The 24749-nt window shown below is 59.0% G+C and carries 22 protein-coding genes; 10 read left to right on the top strand and 12 right to left on the bottom strand.

What is annotated here, in order from left to right; genetic code table 11:
- The first annotated feature begins 167 nt into the window (after positions 1–167).
- From QLG07_RS22650 to QLG07_RS22635, 4 genes are all read left to right on the top strand, one after another.
- A complete protein-coding gene (locus QLG07_RS22650; protein ID WP_282470203.1) occupies positions 168–1247 on the top strand; it encodes an ABC transporter ATP-binding protein in 1080 nt (359 codons plus the stop codon).
- A gap of 104 nt (positions 1248–1351) precedes the next feature.
- Positions 1352–2254, top strand: a complete 903-nt coding sequence (locus QLG07_RS22645) for a LysR family transcriptional regulator (RefSeq protein WP_133622459.1) — start codon at positions 1352–1354, stop codon at positions 2252–2254.
- 99 nt (positions 2255–2353) lie between these two features.
- Positions 2354–3295, top strand: a complete 942-nt coding sequence (locus tag QLG07_RS22640) for a glutathione S-transferase C-terminal domain-containing protein (protein WP_282470202.1) — start codon at positions 2354–2356, stop codon at positions 3293–3295.
- A complete protein-coding gene (locus tag QLG07_RS22635; RefSeq protein ID WP_282470208.1) occupies positions 3273–3917 on the top strand; it encodes a dienelactone hydrolase family protein in 645 nt (214 codons plus the stop codon). The genes QLG07_RS22640 and QLG07_RS22635 overlap by 23 nt, the downstream gene beginning before the upstream one ends.
- A gap of 42 nt (positions 3918–3959) precedes the next feature.
- Here QLG07_RS22635 and QLG07_RS22630 read toward each other — a convergent pair whose 3' ends face one another.
- The 10 genes from QLG07_RS22630 to QLG07_RS22585 all read right to left on the bottom strand — a co-directional run bounded on the left by QLG07_RS22630 (position 3960) and on the right by QLG07_RS22585 (position 17213).
- On the bottom strand, positions 3960–4862 hold the full coding sequence (locus tag QLG07_RS22630) for a DMT family transporter (protein WP_282470201.1): 903 nt from the start codon (positions 4860–4862) through the stop codon (positions 3960–3962).
- Between the two features lie 11 nt (positions 4863–4873).
- Positions 4874–6022 (bottom strand): cysteine desulfurase family protein, encoded by a 1149-nt coding sequence (locus QLG07_RS22625; RefSeq protein ID WP_282470200.1) that lies wholly within the window; start codon positions 6020–6022, stop codon positions 4874–4876.
- The gene (locus QLG07_RS22620; protein ID WP_133622456.1) at positions 6019–6840 is read right to left on the bottom strand and encodes a hypothetical protein; all 822 of its coding nucleotides are present in this window, start codon (positions 6838–6840) and stop codon (positions 6019–6021) included. The genes QLG07_RS22625 and QLG07_RS22620 overlap by 4 nt, the downstream gene beginning before the upstream one ends.
- Positions 6841–7197: 357 nt before the next feature.
- Positions 7198–9864, bottom strand: a complete 2667-nt coding sequence (kdpD, locus tag QLG07_RS22615) for a two-component system sensor histidine kinase KdpD (RefSeq protein WP_062818512.1) — start codon at positions 9862–9864, stop codon at positions 7198–7200.
- A gap of 90 nt (positions 9865–9954) precedes the next feature.
- A complete protein-coding gene (gene kdpC / locus QLG07_RS22610) occupies positions 9955–10527 on the bottom strand; it encodes a potassium-transporting ATPase subunit KdpC (RefSeq protein WP_282470199.1) in 573 nt (190 codons plus the stop codon).
- 11 nt (positions 10528–10538) lie between these two features.
- Positions 10539–12587, bottom strand: coding sequence for a potassium-transporting ATPase subunit KdpB (kdpB, locus tag QLG07_RS22605; RefSeq protein ID WP_282470198.1), 2049 nt, complete (start codon positions 12585–12587; stop codon positions 10539–10541).
- Positions 12588–12675: 88 nt separating this feature from the next.
- Positions 12676–14349 carry a potassium-transporting ATPase subunit KdpA gene (kdpA, locus tag QLG07_RS22600; protein ID WP_048917804.1) on the bottom strand — a complete coding sequence of 558 codons (1674 nt, stop codon included), beginning with the start codon at positions 14347–14349 and terminating at the stop codon, positions 12676–12678.
- Positions 14349–14438 carry a K(+)-transporting ATPase subunit F gene (kdpF, locus tag QLG07_RS22595; RefSeq protein ID WP_099754023.1) on the bottom strand — a complete coding sequence of 30 codons (90 nt, stop codon included), beginning with the start codon at positions 14436–14438 and terminating at the stop codon, positions 14349–14351. The genes kdpA and kdpF overlap by 1 nt, the downstream gene beginning before the upstream one ends.
- A gap of 289 nt (positions 14439–14727) precedes the next feature.
- A complete protein-coding gene (locus QLG07_RS22590; protein WP_282470197.1) occupies positions 14728–16200 on the bottom strand; it encodes a UbiD family decarboxylase in 1473 nt (490 codons plus the stop codon).
- A gap of 86 nt (positions 16201–16286) precedes the next feature.
- Entirely contained in the window at positions 16287–17213 is a 927-nt protein-coding gene (locus QLG07_RS22585; protein WP_282470196.1) for a DMT family transporter, read from the bottom strand.
- Between the two features lie 238 nt (positions 17214–17451).
- On the opposite strand from QLG07_RS22585, the gene QLG07_RS22580 reads away from it, so the two are divergent.
- From QLG07_RS22580 to QLG07_RS22570, 3 genes are all read left to right on the top strand, one after another.
- Entirely contained in the window at positions 17452–17847 is a 396-nt protein-coding gene (locus QLG07_RS22580) for a polyketide cyclase (protein ID WP_282470195.1), read from the top strand.
- A 42-nt stretch (positions 17848–17889) separates the two neighbouring features.
- A complete protein-coding gene (locus QLG07_RS22575; protein WP_048917808.1) occupies positions 17890–18810 on the top strand; it encodes a nucleoside hydrolase in 921 nt (306 codons plus the stop codon).
- Between the two features lie 209 nt (positions 18811–19019).
- Positions 19020–19232, top strand: a complete 213-nt coding sequence (locus QLG07_RS22570) for a DUF1471 domain-containing protein (protein ID WP_048917809.1) — start codon at positions 19020–19022, stop codon at positions 19230–19232.
- 82 nt (positions 19233–19314) lie between these two features.
- Here QLG07_RS22570 and QLG07_RS22565 read toward each other — a convergent pair whose 3' ends face one another.
- Positions 19315–20184, bottom strand: a complete 870-nt coding sequence (locus QLG07_RS22565; RefSeq protein WP_282470194.1) for a helix-turn-helix domain-containing protein — start codon at positions 20182–20184, stop codon at positions 19315–19317.
- Positions 20181–20795, bottom strand: a complete 615-nt coding sequence (locus QLG07_RS22560) for a TetR/AcrR family transcriptional regulator (protein WP_282470193.1) — start codon at positions 20793–20795, stop codon at positions 20181–20183. Before QLG07_RS22560 ends, QLG07_RS22565 begins: the two co-directional genes overlap by 4 nt.
- Positions 20796–21022: 227 nt before the next feature.
- On the opposite strand from QLG07_RS22560, the gene QLG07_RS22555 reads away from it, so the two are divergent.
- From QLG07_RS22555 to QLG07_RS22545, 3 genes are all read left to right on the top strand, one after another.
- Entirely contained in the window at positions 21023–22054 is a 1032-nt protein-coding gene (locus QLG07_RS22555) for a LacI family DNA-binding transcriptional regulator (RefSeq protein WP_062818513.1), read from the top strand.
- 367 nt (positions 22055–22421) lie between these two features.
- Positions 22422–23342, top strand: a complete 921-nt coding sequence (locus tag QLG07_RS22550; protein ID WP_282470192.1) for a TIM barrel protein — start codon at positions 22422–22424, stop codon at positions 23340–23342.
- Positions 23343–23356: 14 nt separating this feature from the next.
- Entirely contained in the window at positions 23357–24529 is a 1173-nt protein-coding gene (locus tag QLG07_RS22545) for a Gfo/Idh/MocA family oxidoreductase (RefSeq protein WP_048917815.1), read from the top strand.
- Positions 24530–24749: the final 220 nt, after the last annotated feature.

The following is a 24749-nucleotide window of genomic DNA, read 5'->3' as shown; positions in this document are numbered from 1 at the left end:
AAGGTTAACGACAGACACCCGGTTGCGTAGGGGTCGGGCATGCCCGACCCGTACTAAAGGTTAACGACAGACACCGGTTGCGTAGGGGTCGGGCATGCCCGACCCGTACAGGGCCAAACAACACGTACAGGGGCAAGGTGGCACAATTATCATGACGGGAACAGACTATGGCACGCGTTGAACTGGTGAAAGTCGCCAAACATTACGGCAAACAGACCGTATTACAGCCGCTCGATCTGACCATCGAAGACGGCAGCTTTACCGTGCTGGTTGGTCCCTCCGGCTGTGGGAAATCGACGCTGCTGCGCCTGCTGGCCGGGCTGGACACGCTGTCTGACGGCGCGATCCTGCTGGATAACCGTCAGATCAACGATCTCGATCCGGCGGATCGCGACATTGCGATGGTGTTTCAGAGCTACGCGCTCTATCCGCATCTGACGGTGGCCGAGAACCTGGCGTTTCATATGCAGGTCAAACGGGTAAAACGCGACGAGCAGCAGAGCCGCATCGCGCGCATCGCTGGCATTCTCGGTATCGACAAGCTGCTGAACCGCTACCCGCGTGCGCTCTCCGGCGGCCAGCGTCAGCGCGTGGCGATGGGGCGGGCGATGGTGCGTAATCCGCAGGTGTTTCTGTTCGATGAACCGCTGTCGAATCTGGATGCCCAGCTGCGTATGGAGCTGCGCGCCGAAATTAAATCGCTGCATCAGCGCTTTAAAACCACCATGGTCTACGTCACCCACGATCAGGTCGAGGCGATGACGCTGGCAGACCAGATCGTGGTGATGCGCGACGGCGTGATTGTGCAGCAGGGTAAACCGCTGGAGATTTACGACCGCCCGGTAAACACCTTTGTCGCGCGCTTTATCGGTTCGCCGCCGATGAACCTGCTGCCCGGCGAGCTGGAAACGCGTGGCGGCCAGCCCGGCGTACACTGCAACGGGCTGTGGTTTGCGCTGCCGCAGCGCTGGCACGCGGCCGCGGAACGTCAGGGCGCTCAGCCGGTGATCGTCGGGCTACGCGCTCACGATTTTGCGCTGGCCGCCGATTCTCCGTATCCTGCACGCCTTAAAGTGCTGGAAGTCACCGGTGAAGCCAGCCTGCTGCACGTTGACTGGCAGGGTTTTCCGCTGCACGTCCAGCTCAATGGCCGCGTCGATTTGCAGCCGGGCGACTCCCCGCATCTCGCCATCAACCCCGATAAAATTCATCTGTTTGATGCACAAAGCGGTGCGCGGCTGGCTTAAGCATCGCCATTAACCCGGGCGAGGCATGCCTCGCCCCTACGGGATATGTGGCATCGTGTAGGGGTCGGGCATGCCCGACCCGTTTTTATTTAATGGGGTAAAACATGGAACGTCTGGAATGCGATCGGATGTTTGTCGCGGTACTGGAGCTGGGCAGCTTTGCCAGGGCCGCCGCCCGCCTGGGCACCAGCAGCGGACAGGCATCAAAACTGGTTTCACGCCTGGAGAGCGAGCTGGGGGTGCAGCTGCTGAAGCGCAGCACGCGCGCACTGTCACCGACCGAAGTCGGCCAGGCGTATTATTCCCAGGTGAAAAACCTGCTCGACGAGTGGGATGCGCTCGACGCCTCGGTGCGCCACGCGGCGGGCAAACCCTCGGGCCGCATCAAGCTCAGTGCGCCGATCACCTTCGGTGCCAGCCAGCTTGCTCCGCAGCTTGTTGCCTTTGCGCAGGAGTTCGCCGATATCGAACTGGACGTCAGCTTCTCCGACCGGGTGGTGAATATCGTCGATGAAGGCTTTGACGTGGCGCTGCGCATCGGCAGGCTGAGCGACAGCAGCCTGATAGCCCGCCGCCTGTGTGATATGCGCGTGGTTATCGCCGCCAGCCCAGCCTATCTGCAGCAGCACGGCACGCCGGACGACCCTCAGCAGTTAAGCAATCATCACTGCATTATCGACACCAACTTTCGCGATCCGCACAACTGGCCATTTGGCAGCGGCGGCGCGACGGTGGCGGTCAGCGGTCGCCTGTACTTCTCCAACGCCGAAGCCTGCCTGACGGCGGCCGTTAGCGGGCTGGGCATTGCCAGGCTACCGACCTTTATCGCCGGCCCGGCCCTGAGCGCAGGCACCCTGCTGCCGCTGCTGCCCGCCAGCGAAATCCCGCCACTCGGCCTGTATGCTGTCTATCCGCCCGCCCGCCACCTTGCCCATAAAGTACGGGCGCTGATCGACTTTCTGGTCAGCCGTTACGCCGGGCAGCCGACGTGGGATCGGGACTGGTGATTCCTTCCATATCGGAAGGAATATTTGCAATTTTGACGGGATAATCGGCATAACGGAATGCGTGTAGAGTGTTCCTCAACAACTAATGAGGAACAAAACATGCTGGTAAACGGTAAATGGACGGTGGAATGGCACCCGGTGCAGGCCACTGATGAGAAAGGCGGCTTTGTGCGCCAGACTTCAAGCTTCCGCCACTGGGTCAGCGCGGCCGGCAGCACGGCGTTTGCCGCCGAGCCGGATCGCTATCATCTGTACGTTGCGCTCATCTGCCCGTGGGCGTCGCGCACGCTGATAGCCCGCAGGTTAAAGGGGCTGGAAGCGGTCGTCAGCGTGTCGGTGGTTGAACCGCAGCTGACTGATGAAGGCTGGCACTTTGGCGACTTCCCCGGCGCCGATCGCGACACGCTAAATCACGCCGACTATCTGCACCAGCTCTATACCCGCGCCGACGACAGCTTTACCGGGCGCGCCACCGTGCCGGTGCTGTGGGACAAGAAAACCGCCACCATCGTCAGCAATGAATCGGCAGATATCGTGCGCATGTTTAACAGCGGCTTTGGTGCGCTGGCAACGGGCAGTATTGACCTTTATCCTGCTGCACTGCGCAGCGAGATAGACCTGCTGAACGCCGAAATCTACCCGCGCCTGAACAACGGAGTTTATCGCGCCGGGTTCGCGACGACTCAGGAGAGTTACCTTGAGGCGTATCACGACGTGTTCGGCATGCTCGACGAACTCGAATCACGCCTGCAGCACGGCGGCCCTTATCTGCTCGGCAGCGCGCTGACCGAAGCGGATATCCGCCTGTTCGTCACGCTGATCCGTTTTGACGTGGCCTACCACGGTTTGTTTAAGTGTAATCAGCGCCAGCTGCGCAGCTATCCGGCGCTGGACGGCTATTTACAGCGCATGCTGGCCCTGCCCGGCGTGCGCGACACGGTGAATATTGACCATATCAAACACGGCTATTATTCGATTAAAGCCCTGAACCCGAACGGTATTGTTCCCGCCGGGCCGGATATGCAGGCTTACGGTTTTTAACGTTTACAGGAGGCCGCAAATGGCCGACAAATTAGTCATTTTACTCCACGGCGTTGGCAGCAGCGGCGACGATCTGGCAGGCCTGGGCGACCACTGGTCAGCAGCCTTGCCCGACGTCAGCTTCGCCAGCCCCAATGCGCCGTTTCATTTTCCGCACGGTGCGGGCTGGCAGTGGTTCAGCCTCGACGGCATTACACCGCAGAATCGTCCGGCGCGGGTCGCTGCCGCGCGTGAAGCGTTTGACCAGACTTTGCAGGCGATACTCGACCAGCATCAGATGGGCGATCGGCTGCATAACGTGGTGCTGGTTGGCTTCTCGCAGGGGTCGATTATGGCGCTCGATGCGCTGGTCTCCGGGCGCTGGCCGGTCGCTGGGCTGGTAGCCTTTTCTGGCCGCCTCTCCTCGCCTGAGCCGTTTAGCCCCGCGCTGAGCACGCCGGTGCTGGTGATCCACGGTATGGCCGACGGGGTGATCCCGGTGCAGGAGAGCGAATCGGCCGCCCAGCGCCTGCGGGCTCATGGCGTCGCGGTCGACAGCCAGTTTGAACCCGGCGTCGGCCACACCATTTCCGCGCAGGGCGCGCAGAAAGCGGCGGCGTTTATTGCGGCACGGTTAGCGTAAATCGGGCGAGGCATGCCTCGCCCCTACCCATCCCCGGCATCCTTATAACGCTGATGGCGTTTCCTGCCCCTTACGATGGCGGCCTGTTACCATCGCGATCAGACCTGGAAGGCACATCCCCAGCAGGATAAGTCCTCCACCCAGTAGCACATTTCCAGACAAGTTCTCACGCAGCAGCCAGACGGCAAAAAGCGCCGAAAAGACGGGTTCGAGGTTATAAATCAGTACGGCACGTGTTGGCGTGGTATAGCGTTGATAATGTGTCTGCACCCAGAAAGCGATGACGGTAGAAAATAGAGCCGTCACTATCAGGGCAATCACCAGCGTGCTATCCCACACCTGCGGGAACCACTGTCCGCCCCTGATATGCTGAATAAACATAATGACCAGCGCCATGGTGGCTATTTGTAAAAAAGTGAGTGCCGTGTTGTCGTGTCGGGCACTTAATTTATCCAGTGCAAGGATATGCAACGCGGTAAACACCGAACCAATCACGACCAGAGAATCTCCCCACTGCAACTGCCAGCCGTGAATATCTGACATCAAAAATAATCCTGCCACGCCAAACAGCGTTGCCAGAATAGCGTCGATAGAGGGTAATTTTCCCGCCAGCGGTCCGGAAAGTAATAGCACCCAAATGACGGCCAGCCCGGCGAGAAAACCGGTATTCGATGCCGTGGTCATTTGCAATCCGAGGATCAGAAAGACAAAAGCGGCACCCAGCAGCAAGCCCAGCGCTACGCCAGCAGCCAATGTCCGGCGCCCAATGGCGACCAGGTTTCTGGCACTCAACGGCAACATCACCAGAGCAGAAAGCAGAAAACGTAATCCCAGCACCATCAGTACCGGATGCATATCCACGGCCTGCTTCATTACCGGAAAACCAATTCCCCACCCAGCCGCTACGCATACCAACAACAGCTCAGCCACCCAGCGTTTGCGCATTGATAATCTGTTCATGATGTGCCCCTCAAGCGGTGAGCAGTACTGGTTATTAGCTCAAGTGCGTGGCCAAGCTCATCAGCATTTGTCGTGTTGCTAAAGCTCAAGCGAATAGCAGACTCCAGGGACATTTCGCTTAATCCCATAGCGCTCAAAACGTGACTGAATTTCTGTTCTGCTGAATGGCAGGCAGAAGCACTGCTTAATGCCACCTTCATCTTAAGCTTTTTCAATAAGGTGCTGGCTTTGATGCCGGGCAGGGAAAAATTAATCGTATTGGGCAGGCTTTTGTCGCGACAACCGTTAATGCTGGCGTCAGGAAATTGCGACAGCAGTTGCTCGATTGCTTTCTGCTTCATGTTACGGTGTCGGGCAAGGACTGCAACATGGTTGGAGATAAATAACTCTGCGGCTTTAGCCATTCCCGCCACACCCGGCAAATTAACAGTTCCGCTACGCACGCCCCACTCTTGACCGCCGCCATGAATGAGTGGCGAACCGAGGAGGAGTTCAGGCTTTGAACAATAGAGTGCACCGATCCCTTTGGGTCCGTAAAACTTATGTGCTGAGAAGCTGACAAAATCAGGCTGATATTCTCGTACGGAAAAAGGCAGTTTTCCAACAAACTGCGCAGCATCAGTGTGAAACAAAATACCGTGCTGTCTGGCAATCTCTCCAATCTCTCGCAGCGGTTGCAACGCACCCGTTTCATTGTTTGCTGCCATGATACTGATCAAACGGGTTTCTGGCCGGATGGCAGCAATTAGCCGATCAATCCTGATAACGCCCTGGAAGTCGACGGGTAAATAGGTCACTTCGCACCCCCGCTTTTCCAGATACTCGCAGGATTTAAGCAGGCACTTATGCTCAATGGCGCTGGTAATGATGTGTACTTTCCCCCGCTGGGAAAAAGAGTCAGCGACGGATTTGATCACCATATTGTTGGCTTCGGTCGCCCCGGAATTAAAGAACAGGTTTTCGGGTGCGGCTTCAATCATCTTTGCAACGACTGCGCGACACTCTTCAAGGTAAGTATTGGCCTTGATGCCCTCAAAATGATTGAGAGAGGCGGAGTTTGCATAATATTCCTCCATGCAATAAAAAACCGTCTCTCTGACTGCCGCAGCCGGGGCTGTTGTCGCGTTATTATCAAGGTAAATCATAACAGCGGACCCTTTTGACCATCGATACGGCAGATTTCACCCTCATCATCACCAAAGAATACATTTGTGATATCAACAGTAACTTTCTCCCTACTTAATCCACCCTGCAGAACTTGCAGCGCAATCTTTCCTTGTGAAATTTTATTTCTGTCTGCGAGATCGGACCAATCAACAATGAGAAAATGATCGCATTCAAAAAAACGTTGTCTTAATTTTAATAACACGTCCTTGTAATGCTGGGAGATAATTGCCGGGCACTTAGCGATAAAGGTACTCCCTTGCCTTTTGGCAAGCAGGAACTCGCTGTCATCAGGTGCACGTACTTTAATCTCATCATAATTGCCATTTTCTGTCAGCATTAATCCATCACATCCATTTTTAATGGATTTTTTTATGGTATCAATGGCACGGTTTTTACTGGTGCGTTCCGAGAAAATCATAAGCTTATCGCGCTTTATTAACTTACTGGCCCCAATAAAAGCTTCCAGCTCTTCCGGCAGCGAGGCCACACTCTGCTGGCTGATAACAGGTGTGATAGTACATTGTTCGTCTGCGCACGAAAGGCCTAAATCATCTGCCAGAATGCCATAAACTAATTTAATATTTTTATTGTATTTCTTGATGAGTATTGAACCGATATGGACTGCATCTTTTAATGAATTGAGACAGAAATCGTCCACCCCGAATCCTGTATTGAAATGCCCAGCCTCAAGATAAACAACTAATTTACCCTCTGAATTTTTATAATTATCATCTATTGATGATAACAGCGGTTCAATATATGAAGATACAGCATGGTCGATACAAGATAATGACATGACTCGTCCTTGATTGACTAAATGATAATTTCAGCGGAAGATTAAATCGAGTAATTATTAATAATCTGGCAGGAAGGAAAAAATTAAAATCGGCTCCATGATTTTACAACTCCTTGAATTAGCTTATGCGTTTATTTAATAACTTTGTGCAAATTTCAGAAATAGTAAAACATGTTGGTTAAGCAGGCACAACCAAAACATGCAGATTTATTAACTAAAAAAAGGCACTTCCATTGCCATTTCAATCGCACTAATCAATAAACATCCAATAAAACAACAAGTTGAAAAAACATAGTTTTCATCAAAAATTAATAAGCATTCACTTTTTTTAACTATTCAGTCAGCGTGTACGCTGCATTATTCGGCATAATCCGCAATCACCGGCGGCGGCGTCAGCGGCAGGTGGATGATAAAACGCGCACCGCCCTGCGGGTGGTTCTCAACGTGAATCTCGCCGCCGTGGAGGGTGACAATCGCCTGGCAGATTGCCAGCCCCAGCCCGACGCCCGGCACCGCCGACTCTTTATTGCCGCGCGAAAACTTCTCAAAAATCAGCTGCTCCTGCCCGCCCGTAATGCCCGGTCCGCGATCCCACACTTCCAGCTGGAGCTGCCGTTCGGCGGCGCGGGCGCGGATACCGATCTCGGCCTGCCCGGCGTACTTGAGGGCGTTCTCCAGCAGATTGGTCAGCACCCGCTCCATCAGCGGGCCGTCAACGTCAATCAGCAGCAGCTCGCCCGGCAGATCGAGCTGCACCTCGCGCCCGGCCAGCGACGGGGCCATCTGGCGCAGCGTGCTGCCGATCAGCTCATCCAGCGCCATCCATTCGCGCTTCAGGTTGAAGCCGCCGGACTGCAGACGCGCCATATCCAGCAGGTTATTCACCAGCCGCACGGTGTTCAGCGTCTGCTCGCGCATCGCGCTGGCCTGCGGAGCATACGGTGAATTCTCGGCGGCGAGATCGAGGGTCAGGATTTCCGCCTGGCCGAACAGCACCGTCAGCGGAGTGCGCAGATCGTGGGAGAGCGCCGACAGCAGCGCGTTACGCAGCTGCTCGCGCTCGGCGGCCAGCCGTGATACCGCTTCGCGCTGGCTCAGGTTCATGCGCTCCAGCGCGTTGGCGATCAGCACGGTAAAGGTCTCTACCAGCCGCTGCTGTTCAGGGATCATCAGCTGGCGCAGGTTGCGCGGTTCGAGGATCAGCAGCCCAAGCGTCTCGCTACCGCTTTTTAGCGGCAGCATCTGCCACGGCACGCCGGGCAGCGTATCGGTGCCCGCGCCCGCGGGCTGGCCCTTATCGAAGCTCCAGCGCGCAATGGCACGGTCCGGCACCGCGCTGAGATGGGTTTCACCCACGGCCACCAGCTCGCCGTTTTCATCCGGCAGATAGAGCTCGCAGCTGGCCTGCAGGGTGCTTTCAACGCTGTGCTGGAGCGTAGCGGCAATATCGCGCTGGCTCAGCGCCCGGCTCAGGGATTTCGCCATCTCATACAGGTGGTGCGCCCGCTGTTCGCGATAGCGCGCCACCCGCGCCTGATAGCGCACCCCGGCGGTGAGATTACCGACGATCATCCCCACCGCCAGCATCACGCCGAAGGTCACCAGATACTGCACGTCGGAGACCGCCATGGTGCCGGTCGGCGCAACAAACACCAGATCGAAGGCGACGATATTCAGCAGCGTGGCCACCACCGACGGCCAGCGCCCGTAGCGTAGCGCGACAATCACTACCGCCAGCAGATAGACCATCACCAGGTTGACTGAATCGACGGCGGGCAGCAGCCAGCGCCCGGCCACGGTCACCAGGGTACACAGCAGCAGCGCCGCCGCACAGCCGCGCAGCTGAGCCTGCCATTTGTGTTCACTGCTGCGCGGGGCCAGCGGGCTGGCGGCTTCTGGCGGCGGGTCATCCAGCGCGACAATCAGAATATCGAGGTCCGGCCCAAGTTCACCGAGCCGGTCGGCAAAACGCTCACGCCACCAGCGCCTGGTCGGGCGGCGGCCAATAATGATTTTGCCGAGGTTGTGCTGGCGGGCATAGCGCAGCACCGCACTGGCTTCGCTCGGATCGGAAAGCGTTGCCGTCTCCGCGCCGAGATCGGCCGCCAGCTGCAGGGTGCGCAGAATGCCGCGCCGCCGCGCTTCGGACAGGCGATACAGCCGCGGGGTTTCGACATACACCGCGTGCCAGGCGCTATCGAGCCGCGCCGCCAGCCGCGCCGCGCTGCGCACCAGCTTTTCGCTGCCGCTGTTGTCGCCGATGCACAGCAGAATAGCATCGCGCGTGTGCCACACTTTCTCGCGCCCCTGGGTGTCACGCCAGGCACGCATCTGGTCGTCGACGCGGTCGGCAGTACGGCGCAGGGCCAGTTCGCGCAGGGCGATCAGGTTGCCCTTGCGGAAGAAGTTTTCGATGGCGCGTTCAGCCCCTTCGCCGATATAAACCTTGCCCTCTTTCAGCCGCTGGCGCAGGTCGTCCGGCGGCAGGTCCACCAGCACGACTTCATCGGCGGCATCGAAAAAGGGATCCGGCACGGTTTCGCGCACGCGTACGCCGGTCACGCCGCCGACCACGTCGTTAAGGCTTTCCAGATGCTGCACGTTGACGGTGGTCATCACGTCGATGCCGGCATCCAGCAGCTCCTCAATATCCTGCCAGCGTTTGGGATGGCGCGAGCCACGGGCGTTACTGTGCGCCAGCTCATCCATCAGGATCACCGCCGGATGACGGGCCAGGGCAGTATCAAGGTCGAACTCCGGGTGGCGATGCTGGCCGGTGGCGCGGCGCGGCAGCAGCGTCAGGCCGTCGAGCAGCTCCGCCGTTTCGGCGCGGTTGTGGGTCTCCACCACGCCGACCAGCACCTCCAGCCCCTGCGCGCGCAGGCGCCGTGCCTCCTGCAACATCGCGAAGGTTTTCCCCACCCCGGCGCAGGCGCCAAAGTAGATTTTCAGCTTGCCGCGCCCGCTGTGAGCCGTCTGGCGCAGCAGCGCATCCGGGTCAGGCCGCTGGAGTTCGTCGTTCATTGGTTTCCTTAAGGTATAAAACCTCGGGCGAGGCATGCCTCACCCCACCAGATCGGCGTAGGGGGTCGGACATGTCCGACCCGATGTTATTTATCGCTGTAATTCATCCAGCGCCATATTCAGTGCCAGCACATTGACCCCCGGCTCGCCGAGAAACGCCGGGCGCGGCGTGACGGTGTTATCGGCGATCAGGCGCTGCACTTCCTCAATGGGCAGATGGCGCGCCGAGGCCACGCGAGCCGCCTGAAACGCCGCCGCCTGCGGCGAAATCTGCGGGTCCAGCCCGCTGCCGCTGGCGGTCACCAGGTCGACCGGCACCTGTTGCCCGCCCTGTGGATTTTCCGTGCGCAGTGCCATAACCCGCTGTGCCACCGCCTGGTCCAGTGCCGGGTTGCTGCCCGCCAGATTGCTGCCGGAAGAGGCCAGCGCATTATACGGCGCATCACCCGCCGCTGAAGGGCGCCCGTGAAAATAGTCGGCGCGGGTAAAGTTCTGGCCGATCAGCGCCGAGCCGCGAACGGTGCCCTGTTCGCGCAGCAGCGAGCCGTTAGCCTGCTGCGGAAACCACCACTGCGCAAGGCCAGTGGTTAACAGAGGATAGAGCAGCCCGGTGACCAGCGTAAGCAGGATCAGTAAAAACAGTGCGGGACGTAACTGACTCATCATTATTCTCCTTATGCCAGGCCGGTGACGGTCAACAGCATATCAATTAGTTTGATGCCAACAAACGGCACCAGCAGCCCGCCCACGCCGTACAGCCACAGGTTGCGGCGCAGCAGCGCGGCGGCACTCAGCGGGCGATAGCTCACGCCCTTCAGTGCCAGCGGGATGAGAAACACAATCACCAGCGCGTTAAAGATCACCGCCGAGAGAATGGCTGAATTGGGCGAGTGCAGCTGCATCACGTTCAGCCTGTCCAGCTGCGGATAGGTCGCGGCGAAGGCGGCCGGGATAATCGCAAAGTATTTCGCCACGTCGTTGGCGATACTGAAGGTGGTCAGCGAGCCGCGCGTCATCAGCATCTGTTTGCCGATGTGCACCACCTCCAGCAGCTTGGTCGGGTTAGAGTCGAGATCGACCATGTTGCCCGCCTCTTTCGCCGCCTGGGTACCCGAGTTCATCGCCACCGCCACGTCGGCCTGCGCCAGCGCCGGGGCATCGTTGGTGCCATCGCCGGTCATCGCGACCAGACGCCCTTCGGCCTGATACTGGCGGATCAGCGCCAGCTTAGCTTCCGGGGTCGCTTCCGAGAGGAAGTCATCCACCCCGGCTTCAGCGGCGATCGCGGCGGCGGTCAGCGGGTTGTCCCCGGTGATCATCACGGTTTTGATGCCCATTTTGCGCAGCTCGGCGAAGCGCTCTTTAATGCCGCCTTTCACGATGTCCTTCAGCTCGACCACGCCCAGCACGGTCGGCCCGTCGCACACCACCAGCGGCGTACCGCCCGCGCGCGCGACCTGCTCCACCAGGCCGTTCACTTCCGGCGGGAACTGGCCGCCGTTGCTGTCAATATGGCGGCGCACTGCGTCCACCGCCCCTTTGCGGATCGCCCGCTGCTGCACGTTGACGCCGCTCATGCGCGTCTGCGCCGAGAATGGAATAAAGGTGGCGTCCATGCTGGCGAGGTCGCGTTCGCGCAGGTTAAATTTCTGCTTCGCCAGCACCACGATGCTGCGCCCTTCCGGGGTTTCATCCGCCAGCGAGGCCAGCTGTGCCGCATCGGCCAGCCGTTCTTCACTGACTCCCGCCGCGGGCAGGAACTGCGTGGCCTGGCGGTTGCCGAGGGTGATGGTGCCGGTTTTGTCCAGCATCAGCACGTCGACATCGCCCGCCGCTTCCACCGCGCGCCCACTGGTGGCAATCACGTTGGCCCCCAGCATGCGGCTCATGCCCGCCACGCCAATCGCCGACAGCAGCCCGCCGATGGTGGTGGGGATCAGGCAGACCAGCAGCGCCACCAGTACCGTGACGCTCACCGCGCTGCCGCCCCAGGCGGAGAACGGATAGAGCGTGGCGGTCGCCAGCAGGAAGACGATAGTCAGCGCCACCAGCAGAATGGTCAGCGCGATCTCGTTGGGGGTTTTGCGCCGCGTAGCCCCTTCCACCATCGCGATCATGCGGTCGAGGAAGGTTTCGCCCGGGTTGGCGCTGCACTGGATAACCAGCCAGTCGGAGAGCACGCGCGTGCCGCCGGTCACCGAAGAGAAGTCGCCGCCGGACTCGCGGATCACCGGGGCAGATTCGCCGGTGATGGCGCTCTCATCCACCGATGCGCCCCCCTCCAGCACTTCGCCGTCGCAGGGGATAGTATCGCCCGCTTCCACCAGCAGCCAGTCGCCTTTGCGCAGGGATTCCGCTGCCACCGGCTGATGGCTGGCGCCATATTTCGCCTCCGCCAGCTTCTTGGCCATAATGGTTTTGGTCACGCCCTTCAGGCTGTTGGCCTGCGCCTTGCTGCGCCCTTCCGCCAGCGCTTCGGCGAAGTTGGCAAACAGCACGGTAAACCACAGCCAGACGGCAATCGCGCTGGTAAAACCGGTCTCGCCGGGGGTTTTGCCGCTGGCAATGGCGATCGCCAGCAGCGTGGTCATCACGCTGCCCAGCCACACCACAAACATCACCGGGTTGCGCCACTGGGTGCGCGGGTCGAGCTTTTTCAGCGCATCGACCAGTGCAGTGCGCAGCAGCGCGCCGTCAAACAGTGCCTGTTGATTACGACTCATGACTCATTCCGTCCTTACGACAATAACCAGGGGCGCGGCATGCCTCGCCCAATGGTCGCTAGCGGGTCGGGCATGCCCGACCCCCACGTTAACTCAGGTGTTCCGCCACCGGCCCTAAGGCCAGCGCCGGGATAAAGGTCAGCGCACCAACCAACAGCACAGTGCCAATCAGCAGGGCAATAAACAGCACGCCGTGCGTTGGCAGCGTGCCCTGACCTGCGGGCTGAACCTTTTTCAGCGCGAGGGAACCCGCAATCGCCAGCACCGGAATGATGATGCCGAAGCGGCCAACCAGCATGCAGAACGCCAGCAGCAGGTTCCAGAACGGGGTGTTGGCACTCAGGCCCGCAAAGGCGCTGCCGTTGTTGTTCGCCGCTGACGACACCGCGTACAGCACCTCGGAGAAGCCGTGGGTGCCTGGGTTCGCCATGCCGCTGCGCCCGGCCTCGGTCATCATTGCCAGCGCGGTGCCGAGCAGCACCAGGCAAGGCGTGACGAGGATCGCCAGGGCGGTCATTTTCATCTCCCAGACGTCGATTTTTTTCCCGAGGTACTCCGGTGAGCGACCGATCATCAGCCCGGCGATAAACACCGCCAGCAGCACAAACAGCAGCATGCCGTACAGCCCGGCCCCGACGCCGCCGAATACCACCTCACCAATCTGCATCAGCCACATCGGTACCATGCCGCCAAGCGCGGTAAACGAGTCATGCATGGCGTTCACCGCCCCGCACGAGGCCGCGGTGGTGATCACTGCAAACAGGCTGGAGTTGAGAATGCCGAAGCGCGTCTCTTTACCTTCCATATTGATGGCGCTATCGGCGCCAAGCGTGAGGAAATGCGGGTTGCCATTTAGCTCGGCCCACATCACCACCACCACCGCCCCCAGGAACATCAGCGACATTGCCCACAGCAGCGTGTGCCCCTGACGGCGATCGCGCAGCACGTCGCCAAAGGCAAAGCACAGCGCGGCCGGGATCAGGAAGATCGCCAGCATCTGCACAAAGTTGCTATACACGGTCGGGTTTTCAAACGGGTGCGCGGAGTTGGCGTTAAAGAAACCGCCGCCGTTGGTACCGATCATCTTGATCGCTTCCTGCGAGGCCACCGGCCCCATCGGCAGCGTCTGCTTGACCCCTTCCAGCGTGGTCAGGCTCAGGTAGCCGTCGGTGTTTTGCAGCACGCCCTGGCTGACGAGGAACAGCGCCATCAGCAGCGACAGCGGCAGCAGCACGTAGAGCGTGATGCGCGTGATATCGCGCCAGGCGTTACCGAGGTCGCCCACTGCACGGTTAACGAAGCCGCGCATCAGCGCAAAGGCCACGGCGATCCCGGTGGCGGCAGAGAGGAAGTTCTGCACCGTCAGTCCAACCATCTGGCTGAAATAGCTCAGGGTGCTCTCCCCGGCGTAAGCCTGCCAGTTGGTATTCGTGACAAAGCTAACGGCGGTATTCAGCGCCAGATGCCAGCTGAGGTTGGGCAGCTGCTGCGGGTTAAGCGGCAGCGACGCCTGGTTCATCAGCAGGATAAACAGCAGCAGCAGGCCGCAGGCGTTAAACAGCAGGATAGCCACAAGGTAGCGCTGCCAGTTCATGCCCGCCGGGCGCACCCCGCTGACGCGCCATAGCACACGTTCAAACGCGCCAAGGCCCGCTAACGGGCGATCCTCCACCAGCCGCGCCAGCCCTTTGCCCAGCGGGCGGGCCAGCAGCATCAGCAGCGCCAGATAGCTGGCAATCAGTAAGAATGCAGGGGCAGCCATCAGAACGCCTCCGCATTGATCAGGGCATACACCAGGTACGCCAACAGCATAAAGACCAGCACAATTCCGCTTATTACGGCAACGCTCACAACACACCTCCAGAGGCGTTTCAGGTTGCAGCTATTGTTGCGAGCGGCGTGCAAAGTTGATGTAAAAATAGGGGGGAGAGGTGTAAAAAAAGTATAAAAATGCGCAGGATCAGTACGAATTTTAATCTGACTGCAACAGGGAGTTCAGGCGCAATGACAACACCAACGACACCACCAGGATTTGACACATGCGCACCCTCCCTTTCCGCATTGATGATGAGACGAAACGGCTGGCGATGCTGGCCGTTGGACAAGCCAGCCAGGGGGGCGGGCATGCCCGACCTGCGGCTTATTCAAAATCTGGCAGAAACCGCTTAACGTCGACTTCCTGAAACTGGCAGCGCTGGAAGCGATCTTTCAGCGCATAGGGCACGGTACAGTCGAAAATGGTTTTGCAGGAAATACCCTTCGCGCCGATCGACGGGCTGAATTCCGGCACCTGCGACGGGTCCAGCGGGTGGCAGCGCACGCCGGGGATAAACAGGGTATCGACATCGCCCTGATAGCGGGTCTGCATCGCCCATAGCACGTCGTTGCTGTCGAAAATATCCACGTCCTCATCCACCATCATCACGTGCTTCAGCTCGGGGAAGGCGGAGAATGCCAGCAGCGCCGCCTGCCGCTGTCGCCCCTCATCCATCGGTCCGGCTTTTTTAAACTGCATCACCGCGAGGAATTTCCCGCCGCCGGATGAGTGGGCAAACACGTTCAGCAAACGCCCCGGCATCGCCCGCTCCACCATGCCGAGTATGCTCGCCTCGGTTGGGATACCCGCCATATTGACATGCTCTTCGCTGCAACCGAGGGTGTGCTGCAGGATGGGGTGGCGGCGATGGGTAACCGCTTTCACCTTGATCAGCGGCAGGGAGGCGTTGGCCGCGCCGGTATAGCCCGGAAACTCCGGCATCGCCTTACCCGTATTCGTGTTCTGGTCCTCGCGCACGCGCACAGTGGGGAGCAGCTCGCCCTCAATCACCACCTCAGCATGGGCAATCGCCCGCGCATCCACCGACACCGCCTGCGCCAGCTCAACCGCTTGCCCGCGCAGCGCGCCGGCCACGCATAACTCGTCGAAGCCGAGCGGTGTGGTTGGCGGTTCGAAGCAGGCACCGATATAAATCGCCGGATCGACGCCGATGCTGATGGTGATCGGCAGGGCTTTCCCGGCGGCTTCGGCCTTCTGGCGAAACGCATCAATATGACGGCCGGGAACAAAATAGATCGACAGTTCATCGCGCCCCTGTATACACAGGCGGTGAATGGTGATGTCCGATTCGCCGGTTTGCGGGTCGCTGGCGTAGCACAACCCCATGGTAAAGTAGGGGCCGGCGTCCTCTTCAGTATTAGTGGGCGCAGGCAGCAGCGTGCGGATATCAAAACCCTTATCGCTGGCGAGATGTATCACCTGCTGGCAGGGGATGTCGGTGGCTTTGGTCAGCACTGGCGGGATCGGGTTGTTCACCGAATTAATCAATAAATGCCCGAGCCGCGCAGGCTCGCAGCCGAGCAGTTGCCCGACGCGGCGGCGTGATGCCAGCACTCCGGTGACGACGCGAAAATCGTCAAAACCTCTGACTTTGTTAAATAACATTGCCGGCCCCGCGCGCGTAGGGCGCAGCGTGGTGCCGCCTGCCCCGACATAGCGATAGACGCCGGAAAGCTCGGCGTGCGGGTTCACTTCAGTATCGGTGCTGACCAGCTCACCCGGCGTCTGCGCCAGCAGCGCCAGCGCGGATCGCAGGTCATTAACGCTATTTGCCATTTTCCCCTCCTGGGCAGGCCGGGAGTCGCCGCCGAGAGACCAGCTTTTACTCCCCTGTGACTGAGAAACTCAGTCAACATACCCTTTCACTCCCGCTTTAGCCCTTCAGTAAATGCGGTGACCTGCGCCTTGGGTTTTGCACCGCCGGTCACCAGCCACACCGCGACGATAATCACCAGCGCCCCGGCGATAAAGCCTTCCGAGAGGGTTTCACCGAGGAAAAGATAGCCCCACAGTACGCCAAACGGCGGGATCAGGAAGGTGACCGTCAGGGTGCGCAGCGGGCCAATATCGGCAATCAGGCGGAAGAACAGAATATAAGCCCAGGCGGTACACACCAGACCGAGCGCCAGCACGCACAGCCAGACGCCAGGGTGGTTCCACTGCACTGGCGGCTGGGTCGCCACCGAGCCGATAAACACCGGCAGCATAAACAGCGTTGCACCGATCTGGCTGCCGAGCGCCACCAGTTTGGCATCCATTCCGCCGCGGTCGCCAATCCACTTTTTCGTCAGAAACCCGGCCATCGCATAGCAGGCGGTAGCCACCAGGCAGGCGGCAATGCCCATGAGCACCAGATGCGACAGCGCCAGGCTGCCGGTGGTCGTCAGCAGCACAATCCCCAACAGCCCGATAAACACGCCCAGCACTTTGCGCACGGTGAAAGTTTCAGAGAACAGCAGCCCACCAATCAGCACGCCCATCAGTGGCGTGGTGGCATTCAGGATCGCCGAGTAACCCGCCGGCAGCCACTTGGCCGCCAGGCAGTACATGACAAAGGGCACCGCTGAATTGATCACTCCCAGCAGCATCGCCGGCAGCGCTTTACCGCTAAAATTTATCCTGACGCGCAGTACCAGCAGCAGGGCCAGCAGGCCAAGGCAGCCGAACAGCACGCGCAGAAATGCGGTATTCAGCGAGCCGAAAACCGGCGTGGCCACACGCATAAATAAAAAGCTGGCGCCCCAAATGGCCGCCAGCAGTAAGAGTCGCCCAATATCCAGTTGCTTCACCCTGCTCTCCTGCCCGTATAGTTAAGCATCATTTATAGGCGGACCCGCCGGTCGAAACAAGCCGTTATCGGTCATTGAAATCGCTTATACCCTAAATAATTCGAGGTACAGGAAGAATGACGGGTAGACATTTATTTGCGAGCTGCGTCGTGGTATCAAGATAACAGGCGCTGCAGGGGTTCTCATCCGCCGCCCCCGGTGTTTAAATCCGCTAATCATCATCGACCGGAGGTTTTTAATGCTGTCCTCACACACCCTTAGCCTTGCCATTCATCGTAACTGGGTCGATCTCTATGAAACGATCTGGAAACCCGAGTTCTTCCCGAAGTGGGCATCCGGCCTTAGCCAGGGTCCGCTGGAGCAGGAAGGCAGCGTCTGGAAAGGCCGTGGACCACAGGGCCCGGTCAAGGTGCGCTTCACCGATCACAACCCGTTTTGCATCATGGACCACTACATCGACAGCGGTTACAGCAAGGAAATTTTTGTGCCGATGCGTATCGTCGCCAATGAAGAAGGGGCGCAGGTACTGATTACCCTGTTCCGCCAGCCGCTGCTGTCGGACGAAAAGTTTGCCCAGGAAATGGAATGGGTGAAAAACGATCTCCAGGCGCTGCATAATCTGCTGACCCGCTGATGTTCAGGCAGGGATGCGCGCTCAACGGATAAGGAGCTTCTGATGGAAAAAGTGATCTTTGATACCGATATTGGCGTCGATGACGCCTTTGCGCTGGCGTATGCGGCGCAAAGCGTCGATATCCTCGGCATTACCACCGTTTTTGGCAATGTTCCCGTCGCGCAGGCGGTCAGCAATGCCCGGCTGTTCAGCCAGAAAATCAACCTCGACGTGCCAATCTATCGCGGCTGCTCGCGCCCGCTGGCGCATCAACCCACCGAGCCAGCCTGGGCCGTACACGGTAACGACGGCCTCGGCGGGGTGTTTGATAACCCGTGGAGCGGAGCGGCGGAAAATGCCATTGAATTTATTATCCGCAGCGTGCGCGCGCATCCTGACGCGCTGACGATTGTCGCCATCGGTCCGCTGACTAATATCGCCACGGCGATTAACCAGGCACCGGATATTATCCCGCAGATTAAACAGCTGGTGATGATGGGTGGCGCGTTTGGCAGCCACGGCCACGCCGGCAACGTCACGCCGTTTGCGGAATTTAATATCTGGAAGGACCCGCACGCCGCCGATCAGGTGCTGTGCAGCGGTATTCCGGTAGTGATGCTGCCGCTGGATGTGACGCTGGAGGTGCAGCTCAGCAGCGATGAGATCCGCTCCCTCAATCATCCGGTACTCAGCGCAATCTCGCAGGGCTATATGGAGTACGCCCTGCAAAAAGAGGGCATCGCGGGCATGGCGCTGCACGATACCCTGACCATCGCTTACCTTAATCACCCGGAGTGGTTTGGCGTGACCGAATCCCCGGTGCGCGTGGTCACCGACCGCGTTTCCCGGGGCCAGACGCTGCGCCAGCTGCAAAGCCCGGCGTCCATGGACGATCCCTTTGCTGGCTGCCCGCGCCAGAAGCTGTGCCTGACGGTAGCAGCAGAGAAAGTGAAAGCACATTTCCTCACTACGCTGCGGCGTTAATTCAGGTTCCGATTGGGCTGGCCAAATGTCACAAACTGTCTAGTGTGTCAGGCCAGCTTTTTAAGCGTAAAACAGCGTCAATTGTTGAACAATAATTTTGAACAACTTCTGCAAAACCCTCCGCTATCAGATTTCCTTCAGCAGGCGTAACATTGTTTTCAACGGGGCACACTGCCCCAGCCAATCAAACTTAATGAAGGAATTATCCGATGAAATCTATCAAAACTTTTGCTGCTGTTATCGTACTCTCTACCGTCTCTTTCGCCAGCTTCGCGCAGAGCGTGAGTGCTACCGGTTCAACGCTGGACAGCGCTGAAGCAAAAATTGCCGCACAGGCAGAGCAGGCTGGTGCTTCTTCATACAAAATCACCGGTGCTAACTCTAACAACGGTGTTTACATGACCGCTGAACTGATTAAGTAATTCTGCACCACCGGCAATGCCCGAACTCTGGATCCCAGGGGGCGGGCATGCCCGTTTTCCCCCCTGCTTTCCCCACTTCACCTCACACCATCACCGGCACAAAATAATCAATGTGGGCCTGCTTGCCCGCCGCAGCGGCAAAACTTTGCGCATCAATGCGTTCAATGTCGTAGCCGTCACGGCGCACCGCACCGGCGGTCGGCAGGGCATGTTCATAAATCAGCTTAATAAAATCCGCGTAGTGACGCACATCGCCGCCAAAGGTGAAGTGCAGGTAAGGCTGCCTGACGATCTCAAGCATAAGCGGAGCGGCCGCTGAGGGCGCGTCATCCTCCAGGCAGGTCAGATACTGCAAGGTGCCACAATCCTCTTCGCGCGGGCCGCCCTTAACCACGTTAATCATGCCGTACAGCGTGCCGGGGTTTGCGGCCCTGCCCGCCAGCCGCGCCTGCCAGAACCGCTCACGCGCTGACCAGCCAAAGTCACCGATGGTCGCCAGCGTAAAGGCATACTCGTTTAGCGCGCCCGTCAGCTGCAATCCATCCAGCTCCACCTGCTCTCCCTGCGGTATGGATTGCGCGCTAAGGTTGATTGGCGGGCACAGCCCCTTGCACGGCCAGTGCAGCGCATCGCGATACTGCGCGGGCGTGACGTTGAAGTGGCGCTTAAAGGTTTTGTGATAGACATTGTGGCTGGAGAAGCCGTGTTCGCTGCCCACTGAATCGATCTGCCGGTCAAACAGCCGCAGCATAAAGGCGCTGGAGGTCAGCCGCCGCTGACGACAGTAGGACGCCAGCTTCTGCCCGGTCACTTCTTTAAAAATGCGCTGCAAATGCCATTTCGAGTAGCCCGACTTTTCCACAAAATCATTTATCGTCAGCGGCGTATGGATATTCCCTTCCAGCCAGTGCAGCAGTTGATGAACAACTTCCTGTTTGAAGGTCGATTTCACAATGGTTCACTCTCTCGGGTCAGGGCCAGTAAATGGTTTTTCAGGATCTGCGCATCGCGCACGGCGCTGTGCACTTCCAGCGAGCCGGACAGCCAGGCGCCGTCCGTCGCCAGCCGCGCCACCTCATGCAGCGGATGACTGTCGGTCAGCTGGTGCTGCTGCAGACGCCCCGCCAGCCACTCATTCCAGCGCTGGCACAGGGCGGGGGATGCCATCATCGACAGTGAGAGGGGAATGTGAATATTCTCTCCGCGCTGGGACATCTCCTCAAACGCCGTGGTGATATACGCCCGCGTAAAGCGGCCGCCAGGATGGGGGTCGGCAGCTATCAGCGCATCTATCTCCTGCTCGCGCTCGGCCATAAAGGCATCAAACACCGCATCCAGCAGCGCCTGCTTGTGGGGAAAATGGTGAAAAAATCCGCCTTTTGTCACGCCAGCGGCGTCAGAGACGGCCTGAACGGTCACGCCGGTCAGACCCTGGCGGGCGGCCAGCTCGGCCGCACACTGAATAAGCGCGGCACGCACCTGCTCTGGCTGCTTTTTACGATGCCAGCCGCGCTGACAGGTGGGCGTTTCGCCAGCTGAGCTGCCGGGTTGGTGTGATTTCATCAACATTCTCTTTACAAAAGATACCGGGCGGTATGTTTGCACAAGATAGCATAAAATTTGTGCTTTCCGCACCTTCTCCTCACAGCAAAATGAAACGTTCAGACTTTAAGACTCATATAATAAAAAAAATAATCTGACTCGCATCATATCCCGCAAATTAATTCGCGCGAGCGGCTGGCGGGCCGTGATAGTTTTTTCTCATTACGCTTATCAGGGAGCCGTAGCCGATGAAAAAAACCACGCTGACAGACATTGCCCACGAGGCCGGAGTGGGGGTTGCCACCGTTGACCGGGTGCTGAACCGTCGCGCGCCGGTCAGGCCCGATACGGAAAAACGGGTGGTGCAGGCTGCGACGCGCCTCGGTTACCGCTTCGACCCCGAGTTTTTGCCGCAAGATACCCCGCTCCGCCGTAGCGGTACGCTGCGCATTGGGGTGATCCTGCTGTCGCGCGACTACTCCTTTTACGACACCTTCTCCCGCGCGCTGGAGAAGCAAGCCGCGCCTTACCTGCAGGAGGGCACCGGGATTGAATTCGCCTTTCACGGTATTCATGCCATTGAACAGACCGCCGCCGCGATTGAGCAGTTAAGTAATAGGGTCAATATGCTGGCGTTAATCGCGCTGGATAACGCGCTGATACGCCGGGCAGTGGAGCAGGCGGTGAAGAAAGGGGTGAAGGTCTTCACCATCCTGTCGGACCTTTCGCCATGCGGCCATGCGGGTTACATCGGGCTGGATAACCGCAAGGCGGGAAGAACCGCCGCCTGGGCCGTCCAGCGCCTGAGCGGGCCGCCGGGTAAAGTGGGGGTGATCGTCGGCGATAACCGCTTCCTCTGTCAGGAGACCTGTGAGATCAGCTTCCGCTCCTATCTGCGTGAATTTGCTACCGGGCACAGGGTGCTCGAGCCGGTAAAAAGTTTTGAAAACGTCGAGCAGGGCTACCAGGTCACGGCGGAACTGATCCGCAATCATCCTGAACTGTCAGTGATCTATGCGCCCTGTGGCGGTGTCGAAGGGGTGGTCAATGCCCTGCGCGACAGCAGCAGGCGGCAGGAGATCACGCTGATCTGCCATGGTCCGTTGCAGGATGCGCAGCTGGCGCTGATCGACGGTACGCTGGATATCATGATCGCCCACCGGCTTGATGAGCTGGCCGCACGGGTGATTGAGGCGATGCAGCTGGCACACCGCCAGGAGTCGGGCAGCTTTATCACGTTGACCAGCGGCTTTGAACTGATTACCAAAGAGAACTACTGAGCCCTGCACCCTACGCGCTGACCGCCGGATAACGTCCTGAAATGGCTAAAATGATAGAATTTTATCATTTAAAACTATCAAATATAGTGAGATCGCCATCAAAAAATAAACATTCCATCATTGGTGGTAATGGAATATTCATTTAATACTTCCTGCAAATAACGTTGCTGGAGTCTCCCGTGCCCTCATTTCCTGCGTCATCAAATCCATGCGCCAGCACGACCGGCTCTCCCCGGTTGGGCCGTCTCCAACGTCATTATCGGCTACACGGCGGACAAACTGGCCGGCCGCTGTGGGCGCAAAAGCATGCCTGTCGTACCAACATCAATGCAGATCAGCGACTCATTCATTAACAAAGGAGCCCGTGATGACGATCCATATTGCTAACGCCCCCTGCAGCTGGGGCGTGGACGACCCGAAAAACCCGCATCTGCCGCCGTATGAGAAAGTGCTGAAAGAAGCGGCGCAGGCGGGCTATCCGGCCATTGAACTTGGCCCCTGGGGCTATCTGCCTACCGACCCGGCACGGCTGACGCAGGAGCTGAATCAGTACGGTCTGACGATTGTGGCGGGCACGATTTTCGACGACCTGGTGAGTGAAGCTAACTTCCCGGCCATGGTCGAACTGACCCACGCTCTGTGCGGCAACCTGGCCAACGTGCCGACCGCCAGCAAAACGCACGGCGATAATCTTCCGGCTCCTTATCTGGTAATTATCGACTTCGGTAACGCCGACCGCGCCCGCCTTGCCGGTCAGTACGACAAGGCAGAACGCCTGTCCGACAGCGACTGGCAGCGCATGATGCGCCACATCACCGAAATCGCCCGCATCGCTCAAGGGTACGGCGTGCGCCCGGTGATCCACCCGCATGCCGGGGGCTGCATCGAGTTTTCCGACGAACTGGAAAGGCTGGTGCGGGATATTCCGCACAGCGTGGCGGGCCTGTGCCTCGACACCGGGCACCTCTACTACGCGGGTATGGACCCGGTCCCGGCGCTGGCGCACTATTTTGACCGCATCGACTACCTGCATTTCAAAGACATCAACGACGCGGTGTTCCGCGATGCGATCGCCCGCGAGCTGGACTTTTTCACCGCCTGCGCCGAAGGGGTGATGTGCCCGCTTGGTCAGGGGGCGATTGACTATCCGGCGCTGCGTGCCTTCCTCGCGGAGCGCAACTATCAGGGCTGGATCACCATCGAGCAGGAGCGCGACCCGCGCAGTGCCGATGGCAGCCTGCACGACGTTAGCGAAAGCCTGCGCTACCTGCACACCGTCGGGTTTTAATTGAGGAATTACATATGATTAACGGCATTAAACCTCTCAACCGCTCCCTGCGCTGGGGCATGGTCGGCGGCGGCGGCACCAGCCAGATTGGCTATATCCACCGTTCCGCTGCGCTGCGCGACGGCACGTTTACCCTGATTGCGGGCGCGTTTGATATTGATGCAGCACGCGGCCGGGCCTTTGGCGAGAGCCTGGGCGTTGACGGTGAGCGCTGCTACCCGGACTATCAGACGCTGTTCCAGCAGGAAGCAAAGCGCGCTGACGGCATTGAGGCGGTCTCTATCGCTACGCCGAACAACACCCATTTTGCTATCTGTAAGGCGGCGCTGGAAGCCGGACTGCACGTGGTGTGCGAGAAGCCGCTGTGTTTCACCACGGCGGAAGCGAAGCAGCTGGCCGAACTGAGTCAGCGGCAGAAGAAAATTATCGGCGTCACCTACGGCTACGCCGGTCATCAGCTGATCCAGCAGGCGCGCAGCATGATAGCTGAAGGGCTGCTGGGCGATATCCGCATCGTCAATATGTCGTTCTCGCACGGCTTCCACCACGAGGCGGTGGAGCTGGATAACCCCAGCACCCGCTGGCGCGTGGACCCGAAATTTGTCGGGCCAAGCTACGTGCTGGGCGACCTGGCGACACACCCGCTGTTCCTGGCGGAGACCCTGCTGCCGGAGCTGAAAATCAAGCGCCTGATGTGTTCGCGCCAGAGCTTTGTTAAAAGCCGGGCGCCGCTGGAAGATAACGCCTTTGTGCTGATGGAGTACGATAACGGCGCGGTGGGATCGCTGTGGTGCTCGGCGGTGAACTGTGGATCGATGCACGGGCAGAAGATCCGCGTGATCGGATCCAGGGCCAGCCTGGAGTGGTGGGACGAGCAGCCCAACCAGCTGCGCTATGAGATTCAGGGCGAACCGCTACGCATTCTGGAGCGCGGCATGGGCTACCTCGCCCCGCGCGCGCTGGAAGAGGACCGCATTGGCGGCGGCCACCCCGAAGGGCTGTTCGAAGCCTGGTCAAATCTCTATCGCCGTTTTGCCGTAGCGATGGATGCCACCGATCGCGGTGACGCGCAGCTGCTGGCCGATTTCTGGTATCCGGATGTGCATGCCGGCGTCGCGGGCGTGCAGTGGGTTGAACGCTGCGTCGCGTCGGCGGATGCCGGGGCAACGTGGGTGGATTACGAATAAGTTATCCAGCGTAAGAAACGGGCGGACCGGAAAAGAGGGTCCGCCCCTACAGCTCGCACGCAGCCATAATCATGATCCATTAAGATAATTTAGACCTTTATCGCACTTCCTTTGTTTTCTCTCCCATTTCACCCTTTTCGCAAAAATCACGCATGCTGTTTATGTCATAACCCATTGCGCCATCAGCGGATCTGATGTCGGCTTTATCATTCAACAATCC

Origin of the sequence: Erwinia sp. V90_4 (genome assembly GCF_029967685.1) — a bacterium.
Classification (GTDB): domain Bacteria; phylum Pseudomonadota; class Gammaproteobacteria; order Enterobacterales; family Enterobacteriaceae; genus Erwinia; species Erwinia aphidicola.
The sequence above is the reverse complement of the archived record's forward strand: the minus strand, read 5'-3'. Positions and strand labels throughout refer to the sequence as shown.

Bases quoted from the DNA above. Each gene is read 5' to 3' on its own strand.
- QLG07_RS22650 (WP_282470203.1), top strand. From the start codon at position 168: ATGGCACGCGTTGAACTGGTGAAAGTCGCCAAACATTACGGCAAACAG.
- QLG07_RS22645 (WP_133622459.1), top strand. From the start codon at position 1,352: ATGGAACGTCTGGAATGCGATCGGATGTTTGTCGCGGTACTGGAGCTG.
- QLG07_RS22640 (WP_282470202.1), top strand. From the start codon at position 2,354: ATGCTGGTAAACGGTAAATGGACGGTGGAATGGCACCCGGTGCAGGCC.
- QLG07_RS22630 (WP_282470201.1), bottom strand. From the start codon at position 4,862: ATGCGCAAACGCTGGGTGGCTGAGCTGTTGTTGGTATGCGTAGCGGCT.
- QLG07_RS22625 (WP_282470200.1), bottom strand. From the start codon at position 6,022: ATGATTTACCTTGATAATAACGCGACAACAGCCCCGGCTGCGGCAGTC.
- QLG07_RS22620 (WP_133622456.1), bottom strand. From the start codon at position 6,840: ATGTCATTATCTTGTATCGACCATGCTGTATCTTCATATATTGAACCG.
- kdpD (WP_062818512.1), bottom strand. From the start codon at position 9,864: ATGAACGACGAACTCCAGCGGCCTGACCCGGATGCGCTGCTGCGCCAG.
- kdpC (WP_282470199.1), bottom strand. From the start codon at position 10,527: ATGAGTCAGTTACGTCCCGCACTGTTTTTACTGATCCTGCTTACGCTG.
- kdpB (WP_282470198.1), bottom strand. From the start codon at position 12,587: ATGAGTCGTAATCAACAGGCACTGTTTGACGGCGCGCTGCTGCGCACT.
- kdpA (WP_048917804.1), bottom strand. From the start codon at position 14,349: ATGGCTGCCCCTGCATTCTTACTGATTGCCAGCTATCTGGCGCTGCTG.
- QLG07_RS22590 (WP_282470197.1), bottom strand. From the start codon at position 16,200: ATGGCAAATAGCGTTAATGACCTGCGATCCGCGCTGGCGCTGCTGGCG.
- QLG07_RS22580 (WP_282470195.1), top strand. From the start codon at position 17,452: ATGCTGTCCTCACACACCCTTAGCCTTGCCATTCATCGTAACTGGGTC.
- QLG07_RS22575 (WP_048917808.1), top strand. From the start codon at position 17,890: ATGGAAAAAGTGATCTTTGATACCGATATTGGCGTCGATGACGCCTTT.
- QLG07_RS22570 (WP_048917809.1), top strand. From the start codon at position 19,020: ATGAAATCTATCAAAACTTTTGCTGCTGTTATCGTACTCTCTACCGTC.
- QLG07_RS22560 (WP_282470193.1), bottom strand. From the start codon at position 20,795: ATGAAATCACACCAACCCGGCAGCTCAGCTGGCGAAACGCCCACCTGT.
- QLG07_RS22555 (WP_062818513.1), top strand. From the start codon at position 21,023: ATGAAAAAAACCACGCTGACAGACATTGCCCACGAGGCCGGAGTGGGG.
- QLG07_RS22550 (WP_282470192.1), top strand. From the start codon at position 22,422: ATGACGATCCATATTGCTAACGCCCCCTGCAGCTGGGGCGTGGACGAC.
- QLG07_RS22545 (WP_048917815.1), top strand. From the start codon at position 23,357: ATGATTAACGGCATTAAACCTCTCAACCGCTCCCTGCGCTGGGGCATG.